This window comes from Ensifer sp. GW823-FHT05D09 (genome assembly GCF_058795755.1).
Window position 1 is genome coordinate 104,851 of sequence record NZ_JBXAIA010000006.1, and the last position, 25,186, is coordinate 130,036.

Genomic DNA, 25,186 nt, shown 5'->3' on the forward strand with positions numbered 1-25,186 from the left:
GATATTTTCAAATCCATGCAATTTTCGGCCTTTTTGATAACCTGAGATCATGGAACACCGGCTGCTCGACCGTATCCCGCTGGAGGCTTTTCGCGTGTTCGACGCCGCCAGCCGGCATATGAATTTTTCCCGTGCCGGTCGCGAGCTCAACATCACCCAGGCCGCCGTCAGCCGGCGCATCAAGACGCTCGAGGATCATCTCGGCAGCCCGCTTTTCAGCCGTCGCGGCAAGAACCTGGAACTGACGCCACAGGGCGAACGGCTGTCCCAGCGCGTGCGGGCCTCGCTCGACTATCTCGAGGAAAGCCTGGAACCCTTCCGTGGCGCGACCGGCCAGGCGATCTCGATTGCGGCCAGCGGCTCGGTCTCCCACCTCTGGCTCGGCACCAGGCTGCGCGAATTCGGCAAGGAGAACCCCGGCATTTCCATCCGGCTGCTGACCTCCGACAGTCCCTCGGAGCTGGCATCCGAAAACAACGACCTCGTCATCCTCTATTCGACCGGCGATCATCCCCGCTGGCACCTGACGCCGCTGATGGCGGAAGAACTGGCGCCGGTCGCATCGCCTGATTACCTCGCCTCGCGCGGGCTCGATGCGGCGATGCTGACGCCGCAGGCGCTCGCTGCGCTCGATCTCATCGACTATGACCGCTTCAACGCCAACTGGATCTCCTTCCAGCAATGGTTCGAGCGCACCGGTGCGGGCGCGCGCGGATACAGGCTGCGGCCCCGATACACGTTCTCGACTTATGTCATGGCCGTCGATGCCGCCCTTCGCGGCGATGGCGTCGCGCTCGGCAGCCTTGGGCTGCTCAGCGAACATATCGACGACGGCAGGCTCATCGTTCTCGGCGGCAAGACGCTCGCCACCGGCTATGGCTACTATCTCGGCCTGCCCCGCAATCGGCCATCGAGGGACGAGGTGCTGCGCCTACACGCCGCACTCGCAAAGTCGACATGAGCAGCGGACGCGCCAAGGCGATGCCACCGCCGAAACAGCCAAGCCGCACCGGCGTGGCCTTCTTCCTCTTTGCCTTGGCGGTGATCGTCACGGCAATAGCGGCGACGGTGCTGCTTGCCAACGAACAGCGAAACCTGAAACGGTTGCTCAGGGCGCTCGACCTTCCAACCACATTTCTCGAAAAGGCGAAGCGCCCGGAGCCGCCGGCACAAGTCAAGCGAAAGCCACCACGCATCGCCTTGCCGGTCTGGACCTTCCAGGATCTGCACACGCCGGAGCAGCAGTTTCTGCGCGTGCTGCGCAGCGATCCGCGCGCGCTCTGCGACGAACTGCGCGAGGCAGGGTTCCGCGAACTCGAATGGAAGTCGAGTGCCGGCGAACGGGGCCAATGGGAATGCTCGTCGCTGGTGTCCTTCCCGCGACCAGGGGTCGACAAGACCTCGTCGATCTTCATTTTCATCAAGGGCAGCGGCGAGGAAGAGATCACCTCGTTTCGCGTCAAGCTCAACATCGAGCGTCCGGAGGATGCGCAGGTGGTGACAACAAGTGCCGCACGTGCGGCATCGGTCTTCCTCGATCATGTCCGCTGGGCCGATGGCGGCGGTATCGCGCTGCAGATCCAGGCGCTGAAGGAGTTCGACGTCAAGCGCTTCGGCAGCCGCGTGCAGTTCAAGCGCGAAACGGACGAGGCGACGGCACGCTACAATTTCCTCGCCAACCAGCCGGCGCGTGCCCGCCCGAAGACCATTGCCGAAGTCTACTTCGACCGGGAGAAGTGGCTCCCCTATGGCACGGACGAAGCCCGCAGCTTCGTTCTCGGTCCGACGGCGTGGAACGGGCCGGCCAAGGTGCCGGCGAGCGGCGAAACGGAAACGGGCTCGGCCGAGAATGCCGGGCCGGAAAAGACCGACCTCAACACAAAACCCTGACCTGAGCTCAGCGATCGATCCGCGTCGAGAGAATGATCGACGACAGCGTCCGGTCGACGCCGTCGATTTCGCCGATGCGATCGATCAGCAGGTCGAGTTCATTGATCGAGGCCGCCGCAACGACCGCGATCAGGTCGAAGCTCCCGCTGACGGAGTGGAGCATGCGGATCTCGCGGATGGCGGCAAGCTCCGGCGTCACGCGGCTCAGCGCCCGCGGCGCGATGGTGATCAGCACATGCGCCCTGACGAGACCCTTTTCATAACTCTCCGACAGACGGACACCGTAGCCCGCGATGACCCCCTCGCGCTCCAGCCGCTCGATCCGGGCCTGCACGGTCGTACGCGACAGGCCGAGCCTGCGGGCAATCGTCGCCGTCGGCATGCGGGCGTTTTCGCTGAGCACGGCGAGAAGTTCGCGATCCTTGTCGGTGATCTGCATTTCGTCGGTCCATCTGGGCAATCTGCCGAATATCTATAGGCGATTTAGTCATATCAGCGCTTCAAATCAACAGCTCTCCGCCAGACAATAGAGCCTGAAACGCATTTCATACCCTGGGGGAAACTCATGAAAAACATCGTCGTCATCGGAGCAGGCAAGATCGGCTCCACCATTGCGCGCATGCTCGCGCACACCGGTGACTACAGCGTCTGCGTTGCCGACCGCAGCGCCGATCAGCTGAGCCAGATCGAGAAGCACGACGCCATCACCACGGCCGCCGTCGACATCGGCGACAAGAAGGCGCTCGTTTCGCTTCTCTCCGGCAAGTTCGCCGTTCTCAGCGCCGCACCGTTCCATCTGACGGTTGCCATCGCTGAAGCCGCCGCAGAAGCCGGCATCCACTACCTCGACCTCACCGAAGACGTCGAATCCACCCGCCAGGTCAAGGCGATCGCCGCCAAGGCCAACACCGCCTTCATCCCCCAGTGCGGCCTTGCGCCGGGTTTCATCTCGATCGTCGCCAATGATCTCGCAAGCCGCTTCGAGACGCTCGAAAACGTGCGCATGCGCGTTGGCGCCCTGCCGCAGTACCCGTCGAACGCTCTCAACTACAACCTGACCTGGAGCACCGACGGCGTCATCAACGAATACATCGAGCCCTGCGAAGCGATCGTCGAAGGCAGCCTGATCGAAGTTCCCGCGATGGAAGAGCGCGAAGAATTCTCGCTCGACGGCGTCACCTATGAAGCCTTCAACACGTCCGGCGGCCTCGGCACGCTCTGCGAATCGCTGAAGGGCAAGGTCCGCACGCTGAACTACAAGACGATCCGCTACCCCGGCCACGCCGCGATCATGAAGGCGCTTCTCAACGACCTCGGCCTGCGTCACCGCCGCGAAGTCCTGAAAGACATCTTCGAAAACGCGCTGCCGACCACCACCCAGGACGTCGTCGTGATCTTCGTCACGGTTTCGGGTTTCCGCGAAGGTCGCCTGATCCAGGAAACCTACGCCAACAAGGTCTATAGCGGCGTCGTCGCCGGTCGCATGCAGAGCGGCATCCAGATCACCACCGCCGGCAGCATCTGCGCCGTGCTCGATCTGCTGGCCAATGGCAAGATCGCATCCAAGGGCTTCGTTCGCCAGGAAGACATCTCTCTCGATACCTTCCTCGCAAACCGCTTTGGCCACTACTACGCCCAGAAGGGCGAGGCAGAGCGCGTCGCCGGCTGAGACCACTCGGCTCGATTGCGCTGACTTTAATGCCCGGGTTTTCCCGGGCATTTTTTTATGCTGGCTGCAGGATATTCTGAATCGGCCGCGGCACGCGTCGCAACCCCGGCGAGAGGGTACGATAACCCCTTGAGCGCTCCGCCTCACAGAAATCGATTATGGGGAGCTATGTCCGGCCGAACTCATCCTCGATGCGGATGATGTCGTCTTCGCCGAGATAGGACCCGGTCTGCACCTCGATCAGTTCCAGCGGGATCTTGCCGGGATTGTGCAGCCGGTGGACCGTTCCTTGCGGGATATAGACGGACTCGTTTTCATGCAGCAGCCGGGTTTCGCCGGCCATGGTGATCTCGGCCGTGCCCCGCACCACGATCCAGTGCTCGGCGCGGTGATGATGCTTCTGCAGCGAGATCTTTTTGCCGGGGCTGACCTTCAGCCGCTTCACCTCATAGCGCTCGCCGCTGGAAACCGAGGAAACGGCTCCCCAGGGCCTGTAGGACGTCGGGTGCTCCTTCGTCAGCTCCGCCGTTGCCGGCGCGCGGGCGAGCAGCTTGACGATGTTGCCGACGCTCTGGCTATCTTCCAGGCGCCCGACATAGACGGCGTCTTCGCTGGCAATCACCGCAATATCGTCAAGGCCCTGTACCGCGAGGTGGATATCGCGCGAGAGCACCAGCGAGTTGCGGGTATTCGACACCGTCGCCCTGTCGGTGACGACATTGCCGTCGGCATCCTTGCGGCCGGTCTTCCACACGGCATCCCAGCTGCCAAGATCCGACCAGGCAAAGGAGGAAGGAACGACGGCGGCCCGCGCCGTCTTTTCGAAAACGGCGTAGTCGACCGAAATGTCAGGCGCTGCGGCAAAGGCCTTCGCCTCCAGCCGGCTGAAATCGAGATCCTTGCTGGCACCCTCGACGGCCGCCTTCGTACGGGCATGAACCTCGGGCGCATAAAGCAGCATTTCGTCGAGGAACGCCTTGACCGGCAGCATGAACATGCCGGAGTTCCAGAGGTAACGCTCGGTCGAAAGCATCGCTTCCGCCTTGGCGCGATCCGGCTTTTCGACGAAGCGGGCGACCCTGTTTGCCCCTGCCGCAAGCGCCTCGCCGAGCTCGATATAGCCGTAGCCGGTCGCCGGCTCCGTCGGCGTGATGCCGAAGGTGACCAGTTCGCCGGCCTCGGCGGCCTGCTGCGCGCGGAGCATGCAATCGATGTAGACCGCTCCGGCATCAATTTCGTGATCGGAGGCCAGCACCTGCATGATCGCCGTCTCACCGAACCTGGCGAGGACAACGAAGGCCGCGGCCGCCAATGCGGGCGCCGTGTTGCGAGCAACGGGCTCAAGCAGGATATCGCTGAGCGGAGCATGGACGGCGCGCGCCTGTTCGGCGACGATGAAGCGGAAATCGCTATTGGTGACGATGATCGCCGGCTCGTAAAGCCTGTTGTCGCTGACGCGCTCCAGCGTCTGCTGGAACAGCGACCGATCGGAGAGGATCTGCAGGAATTGCTTCGGCGCGCCAGAGCGCGACAGCGGCCAGAGGCGCGTACCCTTTCCACCCGCCATGATTACGGGGACGATCTTAGACGTCATGCCAAGCCTCTGCGTGCATCAAGTGATAGTCCATCCATACAGGACCGATGCTAAAGAATGCCTGAAGCCGGAGATCCAAACAAACCGCACCAAAGGCGAGGTATGCCCCACACTTAGGATAAGGCTGAGCCGGCCCCGTCACCTTTACGTCGTGTCAATTCGCGCCGTCACAAAGATCGGGCGGCCTTGTTGCAGCCGACGCCTGAACACAAAAAACCCCGCTCGAAGGCGGGGCTTTTTCATTGGTTTATCCCGTCGGGATGTCCCTTTCAGGCCGGGATCACGATTTCCCCGAGCTTCGTCAGTTCAGCGATGAACTGATCGACGCGCGTCTTCTTCTCGTCGCCGGCACCGTCGAGCTCCGCACGGGCGGCATCGATGCGCTTTTCAAGCGCGGTGCGGTCGAGTTCGTCGACGTGCACGGCGGATTCAGCCAGCAGCGTGCAGCCGGTCGGCAGGATATCGGCGAAGCCACCGAACACGACAAAGCGATCGGCCTTACCGTCGGCCGTCTTCACGGTAACGATGCCAGGCTTGATCGTCGTCATTGTCGGGGCATGATTGGCCATCACGGTCATCTCGCCCTCGGTCGCCGGAATGACGACTTCCGTCACCTGCTCGGAGAGGAGCAGGCGCTCGGGGGAAACAAGCTCAAAATTGAAACTGTTGGCCATGACCATTCACTTCTCGTGGGCGCGCCACCTGAGGTGGCAGGCTGTGCATGTCTTCCCTGCTCCGCACCGGGCGGAACGCAGGATGAAAGCCTCGGCGCATCGCTGCGCCGAGGCTTAACAGTGCTATCAAGCGGCTTCAGCAGCCAGCTTCTTGGCCTTTTCGACCGCTTCTTCGATCGAGCCGACCATGTAGAAGGCGGCTTCCGGAAGATGGTCGTAGTCGCCGTTGACGAGGCCCTTGAAGCCCTTGATCGTGTCTTCGAGAGCGACCAGCTTGCCCGGCGAACCGGTGAAGACTTCGGCCACGAAGAACGGCTGCGACAGGAAGCGTTCGATCTTACGAGCGCGGGCAACCGCCAGCTTGTCTTCTTCCGACAGTTCGTCCATGCCGAGGATGGCGATGATGTCCTGGAGAGACTTGTAACGCTGCAGGGTCGTCTGGACCTTGCGCGAAATCTCGTAGTGCTCTTCGCCTACGATCATCGGGTCGAGCATGCGCGACGTGGAGTCGAGCGGGTCAACGGCCGGATAGATGCCCTTTTCGGCGATCGAGCGCGACAGAACCGTCGTTGCGTCCAGGTGGGCGAACGAGGTAGCCGGCGCCGGGTCGGTCAAGTCGTCGGCCGGAACGTAAATGGCCTGAACCGAGGTGATCGAACCCTTGTTCGTCGTGGTGATGCGTTCCTGCATCTGACCCATGTCGGTCGCCAGCGTCGGCTGGTAGCCCACGGCCGACGGAATACGGCCGAGCAGAGCCGACACTTCGGAACCTGCCTGGGTGAAGCGGAAGATGTTGTCGACGAAGAACAGAACGTCCTGACCCTTGTCGCGGAAGTCTTCAGCGATCGTCAGACCGGTCAGAGCGACGCGAGCGCGGGCGCCCGGCGGTTCGTTCATCTGGCCGTATACGAGCGCAGCCTTGGAGCCTTCGCCGCCGCCGTGCTTGTTAACGCCGGACTCGATCATTTCGTGGTAGAGGTCGTTGCCTTCGCGGGTACGTTCACCCACGCCTGCGAACACCGAGTAACCACCGTGCGCCTTGGCGACGTTGTTGATCAGTTCCATGATGAGAACGGTCTTGCCGACGCCGGCGCCGCCGAAGAGGCCGATCTTGCCGCCCTTTGCGTAAGGCGCGAGAAGGTCGACGACCTTGATGCCGGTGACGAGGATCTGCGCTTCCGTCGACTGCTCGACGTAGGACGGAGCGTCCTGGTGGATGGCGCGCTTGCCCGACGTAACCAGCGGACCAGCTTCGTCGACCGGCTCGCCGATGACGTTCATGATGCGGCCGAGCGTTTCGTCGCCAACCGGTACCGTGATCGGTGCACCGGTGTCGGTGACCGGCTGACCGCGGACGAGACCTTCGGTCGAGTCCATGGCGATCGTGCGGACGGCGTTTTCGCCGAGGTGCTGCGCGACTTCGAGAACGAGGCGGTTACCGTTGTTGTCGGTTTCCAGTGCGTTCAGGATCAGCGGAAGCTGGCCTTCTTCGAACGCAACGTCGACGACGGCGCCGATGACCTGCGTTACGCGACCGACAGCGCCAGCTGCCGCAACTGCGGTCTTGGCGGAAGCTGCCTTCCTCGGTGCAGCCGGCTTCTTCGCCGCTGCGGTTTCTTTCGGGGTAGCTGCCTTAGCCATAATCCTTACCCTCTTCTCGTAACCTTAGAGCGCTTCCGCGCCCGAGATGATTTCAATGAGTTCCTTGGTGATCTGAGCCTGGCGCTGACGGTTGTAGCTCAGCGTCAGCTTGTTGATCATGTCACCAGCATTGCGCGTTGCATTGTCCATCGCGCTCATCTTTGCGCCCATTTCGCCGGCGACGTTCTCGAGCAGGGCCCGGAAGATCTGCACGGAAATGTTGCGCGGAATGAGATCGCTCAGGATCGCGCCCGCGTCCGGCTCATATTCGTAGACGGCCGAAGCATCCGATGCTTCCACTGCGACCGGGCCGGCCGAAGCGGGGATCAGCTGCTGTGCCGTCGGAATCTGGGCGATAACGGACTTGAACTCAGAATAGAACAGCGTGCAGACATCGAACTCGCCCTTTTCAAAGAGCGCGATGACCTTGTGGCCAATCTGGTCGGCGTTCTGGAAGCCGATCTTCTTGACCTCACGCAGGTCGACACGGTCGATGATCAGCGACGCGTATTCGCGACGCAGAATATCGAAGCCCTTCTTGCCGACGCAGATGATCTTCACCGTCTTGCCAGCGGCAAGCAGCTTGCGAACGTGGTCGCGAGCGTGGCGGGCGATCTGCGAGTTGAAGCCGCCGCAAAGGCCGCGTTCAGCCGTGCAGACGACCAGCAGGTGCGTGTCGTCCTTGCCGGTGCCCGTCATCAGCGCAGGTGCACCGTCGTCCGCGCCAACCGCCTGAGCGATGTTGGCGAGAACGGCAGCCATGCGCTGCGAGTAAGGCCGGGCGGCCTCGGCCGCCTCCTGCGCACGCCGAAGCTTCGCCGCGGCGACCATTTTCATCGCCTTGGTGATCTTCTGCGTCGCCTTGACGGAGGCGATCCGGTTCTTCAGATCCTTAAGTGAAGGCATCCGTTATCCGTCCTAAATGAAATCCGCTCAGGCGAAAGACTTGGCGAAGCTGTCGATTGCAGCCTTCAGCTTGCCCTTGACGTCGTCGGAGATCGCCTTGTCCTTGCGGATGGTTTCCAGGATATCCTTGCCTTCCGAACGCATGTACGAAAGCAGGCCCTGCTCGAACTTGCCAACCTGGTTGACCGGCAGCTTGTCGAGGTAACCGTTGACGCCAGCGAAGATCACAGCGACCTGCTCTTCCGTCTTCAGCGGCGAGAACTGCGGCTGCTTCAGGAGTTCGGTCAGGCGTGCACCGCGGTTCAACAGACGCTGGGTAGCGGCATCGAGGTCCGAGCCGAACTGCGCAAAGGCCGCCATTTCGCGGTACTGAGCGAGTTCACCCTTGATCGAGCCGGCAACCTGCTTCATCGCCTTGATCTGCGCAGCGGAACCGACGCGCGAAACCGACAGACCGACGTTAACGGCCGGACGGATGCCCTGGTAGAACAGGTCGGTTTCAAGGAAGATCTGGCCGTCGGTGATCGAGATCACGTTGGTCGGAATGAACGCGGAAACGTCGTTGCCCTGCGTTTCGATGACCGGCAGAGCCGTCAGCGAACCGGCGCCATTGTCGTCCGAGAGCTTTGCAGCGCGCTCGAGCAGGCGGGAGTGCAGGTAGAAAACGTCGCCCGGGTAAGCTTCGCGGCCCGGCGGGCGGCGCAGCAGGAGCGACATCTGACGGTAGGAAACAGCCTGCTTCGACAGGTCGTCGTAGCCGATGAGGGCATGCTTGCCGTTGTCACGGAAGTATTCGCCCATCGCGCAACCGGCGAACGGTGCGAGGTACTGCATCGGAGCCGGGTCGGATGCGGTAGCAGCAACGATGATCGAGTACTGCAGAGCGCCACGCTCTTCCAGAACCTTCACGAACTGGGCAACCGTCGAACGCTTCTGGCCGATTGCGACGTAGACGCAATACAGCTTGTCACCTTCCGGACCATTGTCGTGAATGGCCTTCTGGTTGAGAATCGTGTCGAGAATGATCGCGGTCTTGCCGGTCTGGCGGTCGCCGATGACGAGCTCGCGCTGGCCACGGCCAACCGGGATGAGGGCGTCGATGGCCTTGAGGCCGGTCGACATCGGCTCATGCACCGACTTGCGCGGAATGATACCAGGAGCCTTGACGTCAACGCGCGAGCGCTGCTTTGCGTTGATCGGGCCCTTGCCGTCGATCGGGTTGCCGAGCGCGTCGACGACGCGGCCGAGCAGTTCCGGACCAACCGGAACGTCCACGATGGCGCCGGTCCGCTTAACGGTGTCGCCTTCCTTGATGTCACGGTCAGAACCGAAAATAACGACGCCGACGTTGTCGGCTTCGAGGTTCAGCGCCATGCCTCGAATTCCACCCGGGAATTCGACCATCTCGCCTGCCTGAACATTGTCGAGGCCGTAGACGCGGGCAATACCGTCACCGACGGAAAGCACCTGACCGACTTCGGAGACTTCTGCTTCCTGGCCGAAATTTTTGATCTGATCTTTAAGAATTGCGGAAATTTCCGCGGCGCGGATATCCATCAGCCGACCTCTTTCAGTGCAAGCTTAAGGGTAGAGAGTTTGGTGCGAAGGGAAGTGTCAATCTGGCGGGACCCAACCTTGACGATCAGACCTCCAAGAATAGACGGGTCGACGGTGACGTTGACCGCCACGTCTTTGCCGGTGACGCTCTTGAGCGTCGCCTTCAATTCGTTTTCCTGCGCTGCGGTGAGCGCATGGGCCGACGTAACATCGGCAGAAATTTCACCCCGGTGACGCGCGGCGATCAGGCGGAAGGCCTTGATCATGCCTGGCAGCGTAAACAGGCGGCGATTGCGCGCAACGACCTTGAGGAAGTTACCGACGAGACCAGAAATACCGGCCTTGGCGACGATCGCCGAAATGGCCTTGAACTGGTCGTCAGCAGAAAAGACGGGGCTTACGATCAGCCGCTTAAGGTCATCGCTGCCGTCGATCAGGGCCTGGACGCGGGTCAGATCCGCACCGACCGCCTCGACGGAACCCGCTTCGAGAGCGAGGTCAAAAAGCGAGGACGCATACCTTTCTGCAACACCGGAAATAAGCTGGGATGTGTCTGCCACGGGCACAAGCTTCTCTCAATTTCATCCAAGAACGGGAGTGGCGGCGAGCCGTCAACTTAACGTCCTGAATTTGCTGCAATAATTTGCGGGCTATCGAGGCCTGGCGACCCACTTCCCCCGCAATTCGCGGTTCGTCTAGCATAGGAAGTTTGGACTCGCAACACGCGAACGGCAGGAATGCGGCATAAGTCGACCCGGTTTGGCCGAATTTTGCCGTAAATTCGTTCCTGAGGATGTGAATCGCGAAAACGCGGGGGCGGCAGTCAGATCATTCCAAACACATAGGCGAGCGGAAGAATGGCAAGGGCGGCCTGCACCAGAAGTGCCACCCAGTTCCAAAGCGTGGCGCCGTTGTCGCTCATCATCGACAGGATCCGACCGAAAGCGGCAAGCGCAAAAGCGGCACCGACGGCGAGATAGACCATCGGCTGCGCGAGCAGGATGGCGGCAAGGCCAAGGCCGGCATGCATGCCGCCCATGGTCGAACGCGCCTCGGCGAGCCCCCCGCGGCGACCCTCGGTAATACCGATGCCAACGGCGCGAAAGGTAAGGCGCGGCGCAAACAGCATGACGACGCCGATCAGCGCCGCTGCCGCCGCCGCACAGAAGGCGAGAAACTCGCCGGTTTCCGTCGGAATGTAGAACTCCATGCCCGTTCCCGCAGATGAGCGCCGATCTCGATCGCCTCGCCGTGAGGTCCTTGCCTTGGCGCGACGCGTCTCAGACCTCTAGCGCAAGTCGCAGCGGTTGTGAATCGTCCACGTTTCGTTAACCACCGCGATTACAGGAAACTCTGGGGATCGATATCGAGCTGGACGCTGATCGAGCCGCGCTCCTTCGGGCCTGCCGCAATCATCGCCTTGACGAAGGCCTGCATGTCGCTGTTGCGCCGCCCGTGCACCAGGAGCCGGAAGCGGTGACGTCCGCGGATCAAAGCCAGTGGCGCCTCGGCCGGGCCGAGGATCGAAATGCCGTCCGTACGCGGCGCGGCACTGCGAAGTCCGCGGGCGTGTGTCTCGGCATCTTGACGGGTGTCGGCCGACACGATCAACGACGCCAGCCGGCCGAACGGCGGCAGCAGCGCCTTCTCGCGCTCGGCGATCTCGCGGTCGTAGAAGGCATCGGCGTCGCCCGAGACGATCGCCTGCATCACCGGGTGCTGCGGCTGGTAGGTCTGCAACAGGCCGAGGCTCTTCAGGCCGGTTCGGCCGGCACGTCCGGTCACCTGCGACAACAGCTGGAACGTGCGCTCGGCCGCGCGCGGATCGCCATTGGCAAGCCCGAGATCCGCGTCGATGATGCCGACCAGCGTCATCAGCGGGAAATTGTGGCCCTTGGCGACGAGCTGCGTGCCGATGACGATATCGGCTTCGCCGCGCGCAATCGCCTCCAGCTCCAGCCGCAGCCGCTTGACGCCCATCAGGTCGGAGGAAAGCACGATCGTGCGGGCCTCCGGAAAATGGCGCTCCACTTCTTCGGCGATGCGTTCGACCCCCGGGCCGCAGGCAACGAGGTGATCGAAGGTGCCGCATTCCGGACAGGCCTCGGGTGTCTTTTCCGCATAGCCGCAATGGTGGCACTGGATCTGGCCGCGGAAGCGATGCTCGACCAGCCAGCTCGAACAATCCGGGCACTGGAAGCGATGACCACAGACGCGGCAGAGCGTCAGCGGCGCATAACCGCGCCGGTTGAGAAACAACAGCGCCTGCTCGCGACGCTCGACCGCCTTGCCGATCTGGTTGATGAGCACAGGCGAAAGGAACCCGCCGCGGGCCGGCGGGTGCTGGCGCATGTCGACGACGCCGAGCCGCGGCAGCGCCGCATCGCCAAAACGTGTGGGCAGATGGATCGGCTTGTAGCGCCCGACCTCGCCATTGACCCGGCTTTCGACCGAAGGCGTCGCCGAAACCAGAACGACCGGAAAGCCGGTAATGCGCCCGCGCACGACCGCCATGTCGCGGGCATTGTAGAACACCCGGTCCTCCTGCTTGTAGGCCGGGTCGTGTTCCTCATCGACGATGATGAGACCCAGTTCCTCGAAGGGGAGAAACAGCGCCGAGCGGGCGCCGGCGACCACGCGCACCGTGCCCATCGTCACCTGCCGCCAGACTTTTTCGCGCGTTCTGGGCGCAAGGTCCGAGTGCCATTCGGCCGGCTTGGAGCCGAAGCGGTCCTGGAAGCGCTCGAGGAAGCTCGCGGTCAAGGCGATTTCGGGAAGCAGGATCAACACCTGCTTGCCGGCGCGAAGCGTCGCCGCAATCGCCTCGAAATAGACCTCGGTCTTGCCCGAGCCGGTGATGCCGTCGATCAGCGAGACCGAAAACCCGCCCTGTTCGACGGCAGCCAAAAGATCGGCGGCCGCATCCTTCTGCGGCCCTTCGAGCCTGGGGGCGGTGAACTCGGGATCGGGCGGCGCCACCACGGGCGGCGGCGCCATGAACACGGTCTCGAACACGCCCTGCTGGGCGAGACCGTCGATGACGCTCGACGAGGCGCCGGCCGCGTGCGCCAGGCCTGAGCGAGTCCAGGCAAAACCGTCGCCGGCAGCCGCAATCACACGCTCGCGCGCCGTCGTCATGCGCTCCGGCCGCATGTCGGTCAGCCGCAGTGCCTCCACCATCGGTTCAGGATCGAAGGCGGCGGGAGCACGCAGCGCCATGCGCGCGACCAGCCCCGGCGGCGTCACCGTGTAGGTCGCGACCCAGTCGAGGAATGTGCGCATGTCGGGCGTCAAAGGCGGGCAGTCGAAGACCTTCGCGATCGACTTCAGCTTCTTCGGATCGACGCTGCTGTCGTCGTCGCCATCCCAGACGACGCCCACGACCAGGCGGGGGCCGAGCGGCACCTGAACGATCGAGCCGGGCTCGACCGCTATGCCATCCGGCACCGCGTAGGAATAGGCCTTCGACGCCGGCATCGGCACCAGAACTGGAACGACGCGACGGGCGGAAACAGGCCCGAATAAATCGGTTGAATCGCGAGTCATTTTGCCGTGACCTTGCCACGTGTTTCGGTTAAAGAAAACTGCGCTGCGAACCGCAGCCTTGCCGGCGCAGGGTTTCTCACGGTTCCACCAGAGTTTCAACGCGCGCGATCTCTGCCAAAGGAATTCCTCCCGGTAGATATGCGCCCGAACGGCAATCGTGCCCCAAGGGAGTGACCCCATGAAATTTTTCGTTGATACCGCCGACGTCAAGGAAATCCGCGAGCTGAACGATCTCGGCCTCCTCGACGGCGTCACCACCAACCCTTCGCTGATCCTCAAGTCGGGCCGTGACATCACCGAAGTCACCAAGGAAATCTGCGGCATCGTCGAAGGCCCGGTTTCGGCCGAAGTGACCGCGACCGAATATGCCGAGATGATGAAGGAAGCGGCCGTTCTGTCGAAGATCGCCGACAACATCTGCATCAAGCTGCCGCTGACTCTCGACGGCCTCAAGGCTTGCAAGGCGCTGACGTCGGACGGTCACCAGACCAACGTGACACTGTGCTTCTCGGCCAACCAGGCACTGCTCGCCGCCAAGGCCGGCGCGACCTTCGTTTCGCCCTTCGTCGGCCGCCTCGACGACATCGCGTTCGACGGCATGGACCTGATCCGCGAAATCCGCCACATCTTCGACAACTACGGCTTCGAGACCGAAATCCTCGCGGCCTCGATCCGCACCGTGAACCACGTCAAGGAAGCCGCCCTCATCGGCGCTGACGTCATCACCGCGCCGCCGGCGACGCTGAAGGCACTGGTCAAGCACCCGCTGACCGACAAGGGCCTCGAAACCTTCCTCGCCGACTGGGCGAAGACCGGCCAGAAGATCGCCTGATTTTTCCGCGATAGACATTCGAGGGCTCCGCAGCGATGCGGGGCCTTTTTTATGCGTCATCGTCGTCCATCAGGCCGGTCAGCCGCATGCCGTCGATCCAGGTGGCGCTGTCCTTGCGGATCACCCGGCGCGCACGAGCGCCGCAGCGCTCGCGGATGGCCTCGGCCAAGCGCTCGGAATGGGTGACGATCCAGATCTGGCTGTCGCGCGCAGCACTGGCGATCATGTCGGCGAGTGCCGGCAACATATCCGGATGCAGGCTGGTTTCCGGCTCGTTGAGCGCAATGAAGGGCGGGCGACGATAGGACAACAGCGCAGCGGCCAGCGCCAGGAACCGCATCTGCCCATCGGACAGCTCGCGCGCCGAAAACGGCCGCTGCGGGAAGTCCGGGAAAACCAGTGAGAACTCGGCGAACTGGCCGGGATCGGGAACCTCGAGATGAGCCCCGCCGAACGCATCGGCGATGGCGCGATCGAGATCGACCGTATCTTGCCGCGTGTGCCGCAGCGTCGCAAATACCGCGGCCATGTTGGTGCCGTCCTCGTCGAGCATCGGCGCCGTGACCGCCAGGCACGGCAGCCGCAGCGGCGAATCGCGATCGGTGCGAAAGCCGTGAAAGAACCGCCACTGATCGACGGCCCGGCGGAAGGTGCCGATCTCGGGATAATGCCCGGCATCGCCCAAGAGCGCGATCGCCGTCTCCGATTGCAGCGCCTGTTCGGGATAGTCTTCCATGCGTCCGCGCTCGCCGCGCACGAAGATGCCGGGACCGGAGCGTTTCATCATCGTCACCGGCCGCCGCCCGGTCTCGACGCTCAGCTCCTCCTCCTTGACCTGCGGTTCGAAGGCGAAACCTGCCGAAGCGAGCGGTGGGCGCAATCCCGCCTCGATCCGGTAGCGGAAGGTGATGGCGCGCTCCTCATCCATCAGCTCCGTCTCAAGCCGGATACGCGCCGGCTTGTCGGCGCGCCTGCGGCCGCTCCAGAGCGCCGAGGACATGCCCCCTTCCCGGGCGATCTCATGGGCAAGGCTGCCGCGCACGGCGGCCTGCACCAGTTGCAGCGCCCGGTAGAGGTTGGACTTGCCCACCCCGTTCTCGCCGATGAACAGGTTGACGCCGGTCAGATCCATGCGGATCGACTTCAGCGAGCGGTAATTTTCGGCAAACATCGAGCGAAGCAGCATGGCTGTTGCTTTAGCCTATTCCCTCAGTGACATGAAGGGATCAGGCGGCGACGGACGCGCGTGCCACCGGCCGAAACGCGGCATCGGCGTCGCGTGCCAGATCAGACACCGTGTGCCGTTCCAGGGCCTTCGTCACCTCGACTGCGTCACCATCAAGAGCCTCGGGCGCGATGAGATTGCCGATGCGGAAATCGAAGAGGTCGCCCTTCTTGTTGAGCAGCTCGTGAAACACCGTCATGTCGCGCAGCTCGGTCGACCACTTGGCAAACCAGTAGAACAGGCCGGAATTGCGTGCGCTGATGTGCACCGGCAGGATCGGAAGGCCGTATTTGCGCGCGAACCCCACAGCCGACGTCTTCCAGGGTCGCTCGTTCAGCCGGCCGTCGGCCCAGTAGGCGATACGGCCTGAAGGAAACAGCACCGTCGCCTTGCCTTCGCCGATCGCCCGGTTGGTGACCTCCAGCGTTTCGCGGGCCTTCAGCTTGCTCTTGTGCTCCTCGCGCCATTCCACCGGGATGACCATCTCGACGAAGCGCGGATTGACGCGGATCGCGTCGCGATTGGCAAAGAACATCATGTCCGGTCGCCGGTCTTTGAGGAGATCGAAGACGGCGATGCCGTCGGCAATGCCGGTCGGGTGATTGCTGACCAGCAGGAACCCGCCCTTGTCAGGAATGCGCTCCGGCCGGTCGACGCGCATGTCGAGCGATAGGAGTGAACTCAGATGTTCGAAAGCCTGAAACCCCGGCACGTTGGCAACGGCATCGGCGAATTCCAGCGCCTTTCGATAGTTGAGAAGCGTGTAGAGAAAGGGCCGGATAACGGGCCACATCGGGCTCCTGACGATCCGTTGGCCACGCTCGGCAATAAGGGTATCGACGATGTGGCCGGGCTGCCCTTGCGAGACCAGGGCAATCACTTCAGCATAATGCGCGATCCCGTTCACCGCCGCCCGTCCCGCCATGGCCTCACCCGATTCTTTGCGGCTGAACATCGCAATTCAATATGATCTAGGGATGACAGATTCCAAGCGTGCGTTAGCAAAAACATAAGAGGCGCAAGGGCATTGTCGATGACCGACCATCTTGGAAAGCGACAATGAACGAGCTCATCGTCATCGGCCATCCGGACCTGCTTGCAGAGCGCCAGCGATGGCTGCAAGGGCTGCTGCAGGAGCGTCGCCTGTCCGACAACACGGTCGATGCCTATGAGCGCGACACGCGGCAATTCCTGACATTTCTCACCGGCCATCTCGCCGGCCCTCCGCGTCTTTCCGACATCAGCACATTGCGGCCCGCCGACCTCCGCGGTTTCCTCGCCCAGCGTCGCAAGGGCGGCGCCGGCGCACGCACGCTCGGGCGCGGCCTTGCCGGCTTGCGCTCGTTCCTTCGCTATCTCGAACGCAACGGCCTTGCCAATGCCGCCGGTGCCGCCGCCATCCGTTCACCGAAGCAACCGAAATCCCTGCCGAAGCCACTGACGGACCGTGAGGCGCTCAATGTCGTGACGCAGGATGCGCAGCTTGCCGAGGAGCCGTGGGTGGCCGCGCGCAACGCCGCCGTGCTGACGCTGCTCTATGGCTGCGGCCTGCGCATTTCCGAAGCGCTGGATCTGACCCCAGGCGACTTCGCCGGAACGCCAACGTCGCTGCGCATCACCGGCAAGGGCGGCAAGACCCGCATCGTGCCGCTGATGACCGTCGCGCGCGACGCGGTCGCGACCTATCTCAGGCTTTGCCCCTATCATGCCGGCGCTGACCAGCCGATGTTCCGCGGCACCCGTGGAGCAAAACTTCAACCGGCGATCATTCAGCGCGAGATGCAGAAGCTGCGCGGCGCACTCGGCCTGCCGGACACGGCGACGCCGCACGCGCTGCGCCACTCCTTTGCCACCCATCTGCTTGCCGGCGGCGGCGATCTCAGGACGATCCAGGAACTGCTCGGCCATGCCAGCCTGTCGACCACCCAGGTCTACACAGGCGTCGATTCAACACGGCTCCTGGAGATCTACGACCGGGCACACCCCCGTGCCTGATTTTGGCCCGCGACTGAATTTGGCCAGCGCCTGAATTTGGGCAGAGACGCGCATTAACCATGTCCATTAAGGAAGCCGTGACCGACGAAGCGTAGGGTCCGCAGAACTCGGCATATAATTAGGAAGTGATCATGTATTCGATCGCCAAGCCCGTCCGTCAGCTCGCGGCCAGGGCCGCCGATATCGCCCTCTGGCTGATCTCGCTCATCCATCTGCTGCTCGCGGCAAGCCTCATTGCGGCGATCGTTTCGGTCTCGGATGCTGCGGCGGCAACGGACACCGTCTGTGGCGGCACGAACCTCATTGCCGGCTTCGAGAAAACCGATCCCGCGAAACTCGCCAGGCTGAAGGCGGAAGCGGACGCCATCCCCAACGGCAAAGGCATTTTCTGGAAGATCGAGAAGGACGGCATCGCGCCCTCCTGGCTGCTCGGCACCATGCACGTGACCGACCCGCGCGTGCTCGCCATGCCCGAAGGCGCTTCGGAAGCCTTTGCCACGGCCACGACCGTCATCGTCGAATCGGATGAGATCATCGATGAAAAGAAGTCGGCCGCCGCGATCCTGATGCGCCCGGACCTCACCATGTTTGCCGACAACAAGACCATCAACGATTTCCTCGATGCAGACGAGCGCGCGCAGCTCGAACAGGGCCTCAAGGCGCGCGGCATCCCGCTGACGCTGGTCGCCAAGATGAAGCCGTGGATGATTGCGAGCTTCGTGGCGCTGCCGGCCTGCGAGATGACCCGCAAGGCCGCCGGCGCCTCGTTCCTCGACAAGAAGCTCGCCGAAGACGCCGTCAGCCAGGGCAAGACGCTGAAGGGGCTTGAAAGCCTTGTGGAACAGCTGGCCGCGATGGATTCGCTGCCGACGGAACTGCACCTGCGCGCCCTCATCGAGACATTGGCGCTCGGCAAGACCATCGACGACGTGCTTGCCACCACCACCGATCTCTACCTTTCCGGCGACACCGGCATGATCATGCCGATGATGAAGGCCGTGTCCGAGGATGTGGCCAGCGAGGACGCCAGCTACGCCGACTTCGAACAGCGCATCATCATCGACCGCAACAAGACGATGGCGACCCGCGCCGAGCCGATCCTCGGCCGCGGCAACGCCTTCATGGCGGTCGGCGCCCTGCATCTTGCCGGCGACGAAGGCCTGGTCGAACTGCTCAAGCGCCAGGGTTTCTCCGTCACCCGCGCCAACTGAGGCAATTTGGCCGGTAGTGCCTGCCGGCCATCGATCTCAGGCGCCGACGCTGGCGCGAGAATCCAGCGCGACGTCTGCCTCCGGGACATGAGCAGCCTCGATCCTCGACAGACGACGATAGCCGGAGAGTGCCGCGACAAGGATCAGGGCACCAGCTGCAACGGCGATGACAAAGCCGGCCTGCACCCCGAAGCGCGCCACCACCGCGCCGGCTGCGGCCGCACCCGCGGCAACCCCGATCCCAAGGCCCGTCGTCAGCCAGGTCAGCCCTTCGGTCAGCTTGGCCGGCGGCACCACCATCTCCCCCATGCTCAAAGCGACGATCATCGTCGGCGCGAAGAACACGCCGGACAGGAACATCATGACGGCAAGGCTGGTGACGCCACCGACAAGCAACAAGGGCAAGGTGCTGGCGGCCGTCATCCCCGCGCCGATCAGAAAGAGCTTCGGCAGCGGCAAGCCGATCCTGACGGCACCGAAGGTGAGGCCGGCGATGCAGGAGCCAAGCGCGTAGAGGGAAAGTACCACGCTCGCTGCAGCCGGCTGGCCATCCGCTTCGGCAAAAGCGACGCTGACGACGTCGATCGTACCGACGATCACGCCCATGCCGGCAAGCGCCAGGATCAGGACATGCAAGGCGGGATAACGAAGCGCTGAACCCGCGACGATGGTTTCGGGTGGGCGGACCGGCGGCTCGGTGCCTTTCTGCAGCACGAACGCCGTAACGCCGATGGCAAGACATACCGCTGCGGCAAGGGGGCCTGCCTCCGGGAACAACCCGACGCTGAGACCCACCGCAATGGGCGGACCGACGATGAAACACACTTCATCGAACACCGATTCCAGTGAGAATGCCGTCTTCAGTTCGGGACGACCGCGGTAGATCTCGCTCCATCGCGCCCGGGTCATGGCCGACATGCTGGGTGCGGAACCGGCGACGAGCGCGAAGGCGAACAGCGTCCAATCCGGCGCTTTCCAATGGGTTGCGATCAGCAGACCTGCGGTGCCAAGGATGCTGAGCGCAGCAGCAATCGGCAGGACGCGACCTTGGCCAAACCGATCGACAAGCCGTGAAACCTGCGGCGCCACGAGGGCCAAGGCCAGCGTGAAGACCGCCGCGACGCCGCCGGCGAGACCATAGGACCCGCGCGCCTGGGCCAGCATGGTGATGATGCCGATCGCCATCATCGACAATGGCAGGCGCGAAATCAGGCCCGCCAGCGTGAAGCCGGTCGTGCCGGGAACAGCGAAGATCTGTCCATAAGGGTTTGCCATGAAAACTCCAGCGAAGCGCCGTGACCGGCGCCAGTATTGACATACGCGATGTATGCGAGAGATATTCACATACGCTTCGCATGTCAATTGACATACGGGACGTATGCAAACTGGGGGATGAGCAATGGCACGGCGGGCGCGCAGCGAAATGATCGAGGAAACGCGAGGCAAGCTGGTTGCCGCCGCGCGCGAAGCCTTCGGCCGGCTAGGCTACGCCGACACCTCGATGGACGACCTGACGGCCACGGCGGGCCTGACACGCGGCGCGCTTCATCATCATTTCGGCGACAAGAAGGGCCTGCTGCGCGCCGTGGTTTCCGCCATGGACGCCGAGATCGATGAAAGGCTCAACGCCGCATCCGCGACGCCGGACCGTTGGGCCGGCTTCGTCGGGCGATGCCGGCTCTATCTCGAGACGGCACTCGAACCTGACATTCAGAGGATTGTCCTGAAGGACGCTCCGACATTCCTCGGGTCTGACTATCTGGAGACAAGCAGGCGCGCGTGCCATATCTCACTGACCGCAAGGCTTGCGGTGATGATGGCAGATGGCGTGGTCCGCGGGGGGGACGCCGAGACGCTGGCGCACATGATCAACGGCGCCCTTGTCGATGCGGCACTCTGGATTGTCGAGGCGGATGATCCGGCCCCGCGCCTCGCCAGGGCCATCGCCAATCTCGATCTGCTACTGTCCGGATTGAAAGCCCCCGGCCAAAGCTGATGCTCTCAATCCTGGCGGCCTGCCGCACCCGCCAGCATCGTCGGCACGATCACTTTGTGAAACGGCATGACTGCCGCCAGGTAAACGCGCCCAAGCGTGTTGTGGCGCCTGATCAGCGTCGTCATGCCGACGATCTGGTTGACGGCCGACCCAGCCCTGACATCAACGACGATGCGAAAATCGAGATGAGCGTCGTTGAAGCCGAGCACGACCTCGTCGTCGTTTCGCGACAGCACCGGGAACGGGCCGATCAGGCCATACTTGCCCGGAAAGGGCGCTTCAGTCTTCAGGCCGACCAGAGATACCACCCGGTTGCGAAGCTTGAGCAGGGCGCTGACCCAACCGGGCGAATTTCCAAGCGAGCGCTCGGCCGCTTCAACAGCCGTCAGCCCTTTTCCGTTGAGGGCAAGCTCGAAGCGATCGGCCCAATCGGCATCCGGCAGATGCGGGCTCGGCAGAACAACGGTGGTGGGTCTAGGTTTCATGATCCCTCGTGGCGGCAGCAAGCAGTTCCAGGAAAGGTCCGGGATTACGCAATGGCTGAGAGCGACGGTTTTCGGTCGCATGCCCATGGGGTCGATGATCGCGCCGAATGAAGGCGCGGAACAGGGGGCCGCTTGTCGCAGCCCCCTGCCAAATCGTCACATATGGATCGGCTTGAAGAAGGTCGACAGCGCCGCTTCCTTGACCGCTTCCGACATGGTCGGGTGTGCGTGGCAAGTACGGCCGAGATCTTCCGACGAGCCGCCGAATTCCATCAGCACGGCAATCTCGTGGATCATCTCGCCGGCGCCGAAGCCGACGATGTGGCCGCCGAGAACCCGGTCGGTTTCCTTGTCGGCGAGGATCTTGACGAAACCGTCGGTCGCCTGCATCGCCCGCGCGCGGCCGTTGGCGGTGAACGGGAACTTGCCGACCTTGTAGGCAATGCCCGCAGCCTTCAGCTCTTCCTCGGTCTTGCCGACGGAAGCCACTTCCGGCTGGGTGTAGACGACGCCGGGGATGACGTCATAGTTCACGTGGCCGGCCTGGCCCGCGAGGATTTCGGCAACAGCAACGCCTTCGTCTTCGGCCTTGTGCGCCAGCATCGGCCCGCGCACGACGTCGCCGATGGCATAGATGCCGGTCACGCTCGTCTGGAAGTGATTGTCGATCTCGACGCGGCCGCGCGGGTCCATGACGACGCCGGCTTCGGCAAGGCCGAGGCCTTCGGTGTAAGGCTTGCGGCCGGTGGCGATCAAAACGACGTCGGCGTCGAGCGTGACGGCGTCACCACCCTTGACCGGTTCGAACGTCACCTTGGCGCCCTTGCCGTCCTTGACGACGCCGGTCACCTTGGCGCCGAGCTTGAACTCCATGCCCTGCTTGGCCAGCATGCGCTGGAACTGCTTGGAGACTTCGCCGTCCATGCCGCCGAGGATCGCGTCGAGATATTCGACCACGGTCACCTTGGCACCGAGACGGGCCCAGACCGAGCCGAGTTCGAGACCGATGACACCGCCGCCGACGACGATCATGTTCGCCGGAACCTTTTCGAGCGCAATGCCGCCGGTCGACGAGATGATCACCTTTTCGTCGATATCGACCTGCACGCCCGGAATGCCCGCAACGTCGGAGCCGGTGGCGATGACGATGTTCTTGGTTTCGAGGATCTGTTCCTCGCCCTTGTCGTTGGTCACCGAGACCTTACCCTGGCCAAGCACCTTGCCGGTGCCCTGGATGCCGTCGATCTTGTTCTTCTTGAACAGGAAGGAAACGCCCTCGACGTTGGCCTTAACGGTCGCGTCCTTGTGCGCCATCATCTTTCCGAGGTTGAGCTTCGGGGCTGCGACTTCGACGCCGAGCGCATCCAGACCATGGCCGGCCTGGTGGAACATTTCCGAAGCGTGCAGCAGCGCCTTCGACGGGATGCAGCCGATGTTGAGGCAGGTGCCGCCATAGGTGGCGCGCTTTTCGACGACGCCGACCTTCAGGCCGAGCTGGGCCGCCTTGATAGCGCAGACATAGCCGCCCGGGCCGCTGCCGATAACGATAAGATCATAAGCCATTGGATTATCCTTCCTTCAGGGACGGTTACCGTCCGCCGCTGACATTGAGAATGGCTCCCGTCACGTAAGTCGCCTTATCGGACAGGAGGTAAAGAACCGCATCCGCCACTTCCTCGGCCGTGCCGGGTCGCTGGACGGGGATGGTTGACGCGAGATCGCGTGCCCGGTCCGGCAGACCGCCGGACGCGTGGATTTCGGTATCGATGATCCCTGGGCGAACCGCATTGACGCGCACGCCTTCGTTGGCGACTTCGCGCGCAAGACCGATCGTGAATGTGTCGATCGCGCCCTTGGAGGCAGCATAGTCGACATATTGCGCCGGCGAGCCGAGTTCGGCTGCGACCGACGAGATATTGACGATGACTCCACCCTTGCCACCATGGCGCGTCGACATCCGTCGAACCGCCTCACCTGCGCAGAGGATGGAACCGGTGACGTTGATGCGGAACATCCGCTCGAGCCGCTCGACCGACATTTCGTCGACGCGCTGGGTCGGGCCGACGATGCCGGCATTGTTGACCAGCCCATCGAGCCGGCCGAAGGCCTTGTCGGCGGCGGCGAAGATCGACTTGATATCCGCGTCGGACCCGACGTCGCCCTTGACCGCGATCGCCGAGCCACCGCCCTGCCTGATCGCGGCGACGACCGCGTCGGCGGCTTGAGCGTTCGATGCGTAGTTGACGACGACGGACCAGCCGGCTTTGGCAGCGCCAAGGCAGACGGCTGCCCCGATGCCGCGGCTGCCGCCGGTGACGAGAACGACGGGCGCTTCCCTCATGCGGCGCACCCCTTGAGGGTGAAGGCGTCCCAGCTGTCCGTCTCGGCCTTGCCCTTGCCCCAGGCGCTTGAAGCGCGAAGGGCGGGACCAAAATCGGGCAAAAGGATCTGGTGTGCCGCCGGCGCGGTTTCGGGCGGGATCTCAGTGATCGCGCCGGCCTTGTCGACGGAATAGACCGGCCCCTGCCAGACGGTGCAGGCACGAAGCTCCTCGCCGGTGACGTCGCCGGTAGGGCAATTGTGCATGACGATGCCGGTGGCGCGCTCCGGTTCGCCTGTGGGCATGACAACGCCATCGAGCAGCAGGCCCGGTTTCAGCACCGCGATCTTGAAATGATTGCTCGTCACCGCACTTTCCGATCCCACCGGCTCGAAGCGCAGCTCGTATCCCCCGTCGCGATCGCCATAGATGGCGCGCGCCTGGCTGCATTCCGCGCCAAGCGCCGGCGTGGCAGTCACGGCGCCAAGTACAGCAACGATCAGGGAACGGGCAATGACCATGATCAGGCAGCCTTCTCCGTCGCGAGCTTGACGCCGAGCGCGATGAAGACCAGGCCGCTGGCGCGGTCGATCCACTTGCTGGCGCGGGTGAAGGCGGCTCGCATGCGCGGCGTGGTCATGAACAGGCTGACGCCAACGAACCACGCGATCAGACAGGTCGCCATGACAAGGCCGTAGCCGAACTTGATCATGATCGGCGTGTGGGCATGAACGACAGTCGAGAAGATCGACAGGAAGAAGAACACCGGCTTCGGATTGAGCGCGTTGGCGGCAAAGCCGAGACCGAAGGCCTTGACCGCGGACTGGCTCTTCGCCGGCTCGCCCGATGGGGCGGCATCAACGGAAATCTCCGTCTGTCCGGCCCTGAGCGCCTTGATGCCGATATAGATCAGGTAAGCGACGCCGCACCATTTGACGATGTTGAACAGGTAGATCGACTGCGAAATGATCAGCCCGAGCCCGAGGATCGTGTAGGTGACGTGGAACATCAGCGAGGTGCCGATGCCGAACGACGTGATGATCGCCGGGCGGCGGCCATGGACGATCGATTGGCGCATGACCATCGCCAGATCGGCGCCGGGCGAGACGATGGCGAAGGAGAAGATCGCCATCAGCGATGCGAGTTCGAGAAGATATTGGCTCATGAGTGTGCGACCGGTGCGTTGAAGGCCCAGACGTGGCCGAAGGGATCCTTGATGCGCGCATACCGCGCCTGCCAGAACGTATCCTGCGGCTCCAGCACTGTCGATGCCCCGGCTGCCGTCGCCCGCGCATAGGCCGCATCGACATCGACGGCTTCGGGCAGGTTGACGCTGATCGCCACGCCAGTGCCGCCGATGGTCAGCGGCGACAGCACGCTGCCGCCGAATTCGGGAAACTCATCATGCAGCATCACTTCGCCGCGAAACAGCGCGAGGTTGGCGTGCATCACCCGCTGGCCGTCTTCCGCCATCTGGTGAAAGGTGTTCACCGCGCCGAAGGCCTTCTCGTAGAAGGCGATGGCCGCCAGCCCGTCCCTGACGCAGATATGGGCCTGGATGGGCGGTACGTCGGTCCCGAATGCCATGTCGTGCGTCTCCGTCCAGAGCATTTCCAGGAAAAGTGCGAAGCGGTTTTCCGTCAGG

25 protein-coding genes are annotated in these 25,186 nt (G+C 63.2%); 7 read left to right on the forward strand and 18 right to left on the reverse strand.

Annotated elements, in window-relative coordinates:
• The first annotated feature begins 49 nt into the window (after positions 1-49).
• Positions 50-961: a LysR substrate-binding domain-containing protein gene (locus tag AC1Q80_RS18225; RefSeq protein ID WP_492361387.1), complete on the forward strand. Its 912-nt coding sequence runs from the start codon at positions 50-52 to the stop codon at positions 959-961.
• Positions 958-1,890 (forward strand): DUF6030 family protein, encoded by a 933-nt coding sequence (locus AC1Q80_RS18230; RefSeq protein WP_234941822.1) that lies wholly within the window; start codon positions 958-960, stop codon positions 1,888-1,890. The genes AC1Q80_RS18225 and AC1Q80_RS18230 overlap by 4 nt, the downstream gene beginning before the upstream one ends.
• 7 nt (positions 1,891-1,897) lie before the next feature.
• On the opposite strand, the gene AC1Q80_RS18235 is transcribed toward AC1Q80_RS18230, so the two are convergent.
• Entirely contained in the window at positions 1,898-2,329 is a 432-nt protein-coding gene (locus AC1Q80_RS18235) for an Lrp/AsnC family transcriptional regulator (RefSeq protein ID WP_209790478.1), read from the reverse strand.
• 126 nt (positions 2,330-2,455) lie between these two features.
• Here AC1Q80_RS18235 and AC1Q80_RS18240 point away from each other — a divergent pair, with 126 nt between their 5' ends.
• Positions 2,456-3,559 carry a saccharopine dehydrogenase family protein gene (locus tag AC1Q80_RS18240; protein WP_492361388.1) on the forward strand — a complete coding sequence of 368 codons (1,104 nt, stop codon included), beginning with the start codon at positions 2,456-2,458 and terminating at the stop codon, positions 3,557-3,559.
• 166 nt (positions 3,560-3,725) lie between these two features.
• Here the strand turns inward: AC1Q80_RS18240 and AC1Q80_RS18245 are convergent, their stop codons facing one another.
• The 8 genes from AC1Q80_RS18245 to AC1Q80_RS18280 all read right to left on the reverse strand — a co-directional run bounded on the left by AC1Q80_RS18245 (position 3,726) and on the right by AC1Q80_RS18280 (position 13,477).
• Positions 3,726-5,153, reverse strand: a complete 1,428-nt coding sequence (locus AC1Q80_RS18245; protein WP_173418245.1) for a mannose-1-phosphate guanylyltransferase/mannose-6-phosphate isomerase — start codon at positions 5,151-5,153, stop codon at positions 3,726-3,728.
• 269 nt (positions 5,154-5,422) lie between these two features.
• On the reverse strand, positions 5,423-5,827 hold the full coding sequence (locus AC1Q80_RS18250) for a F0F1 ATP synthase subunit epsilon (RefSeq protein ID WP_173418246.1): 405 nt from the start codon (positions 5,825-5,827) through the stop codon (positions 5,423-5,425).
• A gap of 126 nt (positions 5,828-5,953) precedes the next feature.
• The gene (gene atpD / locus AC1Q80_RS18255) at positions 5,954-7,468 is read right to left on the reverse strand and encodes a F0F1 ATP synthase subunit beta (RefSeq protein WP_492361389.1); all 1,515 of its coding nucleotides are present in this window, start codon (positions 7,466-7,468) and stop codon (positions 5,954-5,956) included.
• 24 nt (positions 7,469-7,492) lie between these two features.
• Entirely contained in the window at positions 7,493-8,374 is an 882-nt protein-coding gene (locus tag AC1Q80_RS18260; protein ID WP_173418248.1) for a F0F1 ATP synthase subunit gamma, read from the reverse strand.
• A 27-nt stretch (positions 8,375-8,401) separates the two neighbouring features.
• Positions 8,402-9,931, reverse strand: coding sequence for a F0F1 ATP synthase subunit alpha (gene atpA, locus AC1Q80_RS18265; RefSeq protein ID WP_057255020.1), 1,530 nt, complete (start codon positions 9,929-9,931; stop codon positions 8,402-8,404).
• A complete protein-coding gene (locus AC1Q80_RS18270; RefSeq protein WP_173418249.1) occupies positions 9,931-10,497 on the reverse strand; it encodes a F0F1 ATP synthase subunit delta in 567 nt (188 codons plus the stop codon). Before AC1Q80_RS18270 ends, atpA begins: the two co-directional genes overlap by 1 nt.
• Positions 10,498-10,754: 257 nt before the next feature.
• Positions 10,755-11,141: an AGROH133_08824 family phage infection protein gene (locus AC1Q80_RS18275; RefSeq protein WP_173418250.1), complete on the reverse strand. Its 387-nt coding sequence runs from the start codon at positions 11,139-11,141 to the stop codon at positions 10,755-10,757.
• Positions 11,142-11,272: 131 nt separating this feature from the next.
• Complete coding sequence (locus tag AC1Q80_RS18280) at positions 11,273-13,477, reverse strand: primosomal protein N' (RefSeq protein WP_492361390.1); 2,205 nt, start codon at positions 13,475-13,477, stop codon at positions 11,273-11,275.
• A 178-nt stretch (positions 13,478-13,655) separates the two neighbouring features.
• Here AC1Q80_RS18280 and fsa point away from each other — a divergent pair, with 178 nt between their 5' ends.
• Positions 13,656-14,309 (forward strand): fructose-6-phosphate aldolase, encoded by a 654-nt coding sequence (gene fsa / locus AC1Q80_RS18285; RefSeq protein WP_173418252.1) that lies wholly within the window; start codon positions 13,656-13,658, stop codon positions 14,307-14,309.
• Between the two features lie 49 nt (positions 14,310-14,358).
• On the opposite strand, the gene AC1Q80_RS18290 is transcribed toward fsa, so the two are convergent.
• Together AC1Q80_RS18290 and AC1Q80_RS18295 are read right to left on the reverse strand one after the other, a co-directional pair.
• Positions 14,359-15,495 carry an AAA family ATPase gene (locus AC1Q80_RS18290; protein ID WP_492361391.1) on the reverse strand — a complete coding sequence of 379 codons (1,137 nt, stop codon included), beginning with the start codon at positions 15,493-15,495 and terminating at the stop codon, positions 14,359-14,361.
• 40 nt (positions 15,496-15,535) lie between these two features.
• Positions 15,536-16,459, reverse strand: a complete 924-nt coding sequence (locus tag AC1Q80_RS18295; RefSeq protein WP_492361506.1) for a GNAT family N-acetyltransferase — start codon at positions 16,457-16,459, stop codon at positions 15,536-15,538.
• A gap of 134 nt (positions 16,460-16,593) precedes the next feature.
• On the opposite strand from AC1Q80_RS18295, the gene AC1Q80_RS18300 reads away from it, so the two are divergent.
• Together AC1Q80_RS18300 and AC1Q80_RS18305 are read left to right on the forward strand one after the other, a co-directional pair.
• Entirely contained in the window at positions 16,594-17,529 is a 936-nt protein-coding gene (locus tag AC1Q80_RS18300) for a tyrosine recombinase XerC (RefSeq protein WP_492361392.1), read from the forward strand.
• A 131-nt stretch (positions 17,530-17,660) separates the two neighbouring features.
• Positions 17,661-18,740 (forward strand): TraB/GumN family protein, encoded by a 1,080-nt coding sequence (locus AC1Q80_RS18305; RefSeq protein WP_492361393.1) that lies wholly within the window; start codon positions 17,661-17,663, stop codon positions 18,738-18,740.
• Between the two features lie 36 nt (positions 18,741-18,776).
• On the opposite strand, the gene AC1Q80_RS18310 is transcribed toward AC1Q80_RS18305, so the two are convergent.
• Positions 18,777-20,015, reverse strand: coding sequence for an MFS transporter (locus AC1Q80_RS18310; RefSeq protein ID WP_492361394.1), 1,239 nt, complete (start codon positions 20,013-20,015; stop codon positions 18,777-18,779).
• A gap of 124 nt (positions 20,016-20,139) precedes the next feature.
• On the opposite strand from AC1Q80_RS18310, the gene AC1Q80_RS18315 reads away from it, so the two are divergent.
• A complete protein-coding gene (locus AC1Q80_RS18315) occupies positions 20,140-20,736 on the forward strand; it encodes a TetR/AcrR family transcriptional regulator (protein ID WP_492361395.1) in 597 nt (198 codons plus the stop codon).
• Positions 20,737-20,741: 5 nt separating this feature from the next.
• Here AC1Q80_RS18315 and AC1Q80_RS18320 read toward each other — a convergent pair whose 3' ends face one another.
• The 6 genes from AC1Q80_RS18320 to AC1Q80_RS18345 all read right to left on the reverse strand — a co-directional run bounded on the left by AC1Q80_RS18320 (position 20,742) and on the right by AC1Q80_RS18345 (position 25,128).
• Positions 20,742-21,221, reverse strand: a complete 480-nt coding sequence (locus tag AC1Q80_RS18320; protein WP_492361396.1) for a DUF2867 domain-containing protein — start codon at positions 21,219-21,221, stop codon at positions 20,742-20,744.
• Between the two features lie 156 nt (positions 21,222-21,377).
• The gene (gene lpdA / locus AC1Q80_RS18325) at positions 21,378-22,784 is read right to left on the reverse strand and encodes a dihydrolipoyl dehydrogenase (RefSeq protein ID WP_209790469.1); all 1,407 of its coding nucleotides are present in this window, start codon (positions 22,782-22,784) and stop codon (positions 21,378-21,380) included.
• A gap of 25 nt (positions 22,785-22,809) precedes the next feature.
• Positions 22,810-23,562, reverse strand: coding sequence for an SDR family oxidoreductase (locus AC1Q80_RS18330; RefSeq protein ID WP_492361397.1), 753 nt, complete (start codon positions 23,560-23,562; stop codon positions 22,810-22,812).
• On the reverse strand, positions 23,559-24,062 hold the full coding sequence (locus tag AC1Q80_RS18335) for a hypothetical protein (protein WP_492361398.1): 504 nt from the start codon (positions 24,060-24,062) through the stop codon (positions 23,559-23,561). Before AC1Q80_RS18335 ends, AC1Q80_RS18330 begins: the two co-directional genes overlap by 4 nt.
• A gap of 2 nt (positions 24,063-24,064) precedes the next feature.
• Positions 24,065-24,706: a LysE family translocator gene (locus AC1Q80_RS18340; protein ID WP_209790467.1), complete on the reverse strand. Its 642-nt coding sequence runs from the start codon at positions 24,704-24,706 to the stop codon at positions 24,065-24,067.
• Positions 24,703-25,128, reverse strand: coding sequence for a VOC family protein (locus AC1Q80_RS18345; protein WP_492361399.1), 426 nt, complete (start codon positions 25,126-25,128; stop codon positions 24,703-24,705). Before AC1Q80_RS18345 ends, AC1Q80_RS18340 begins: the two co-directional genes overlap by 4 nt.
• Positions 25,129-25,186: the final 58 nt, after the last annotated feature.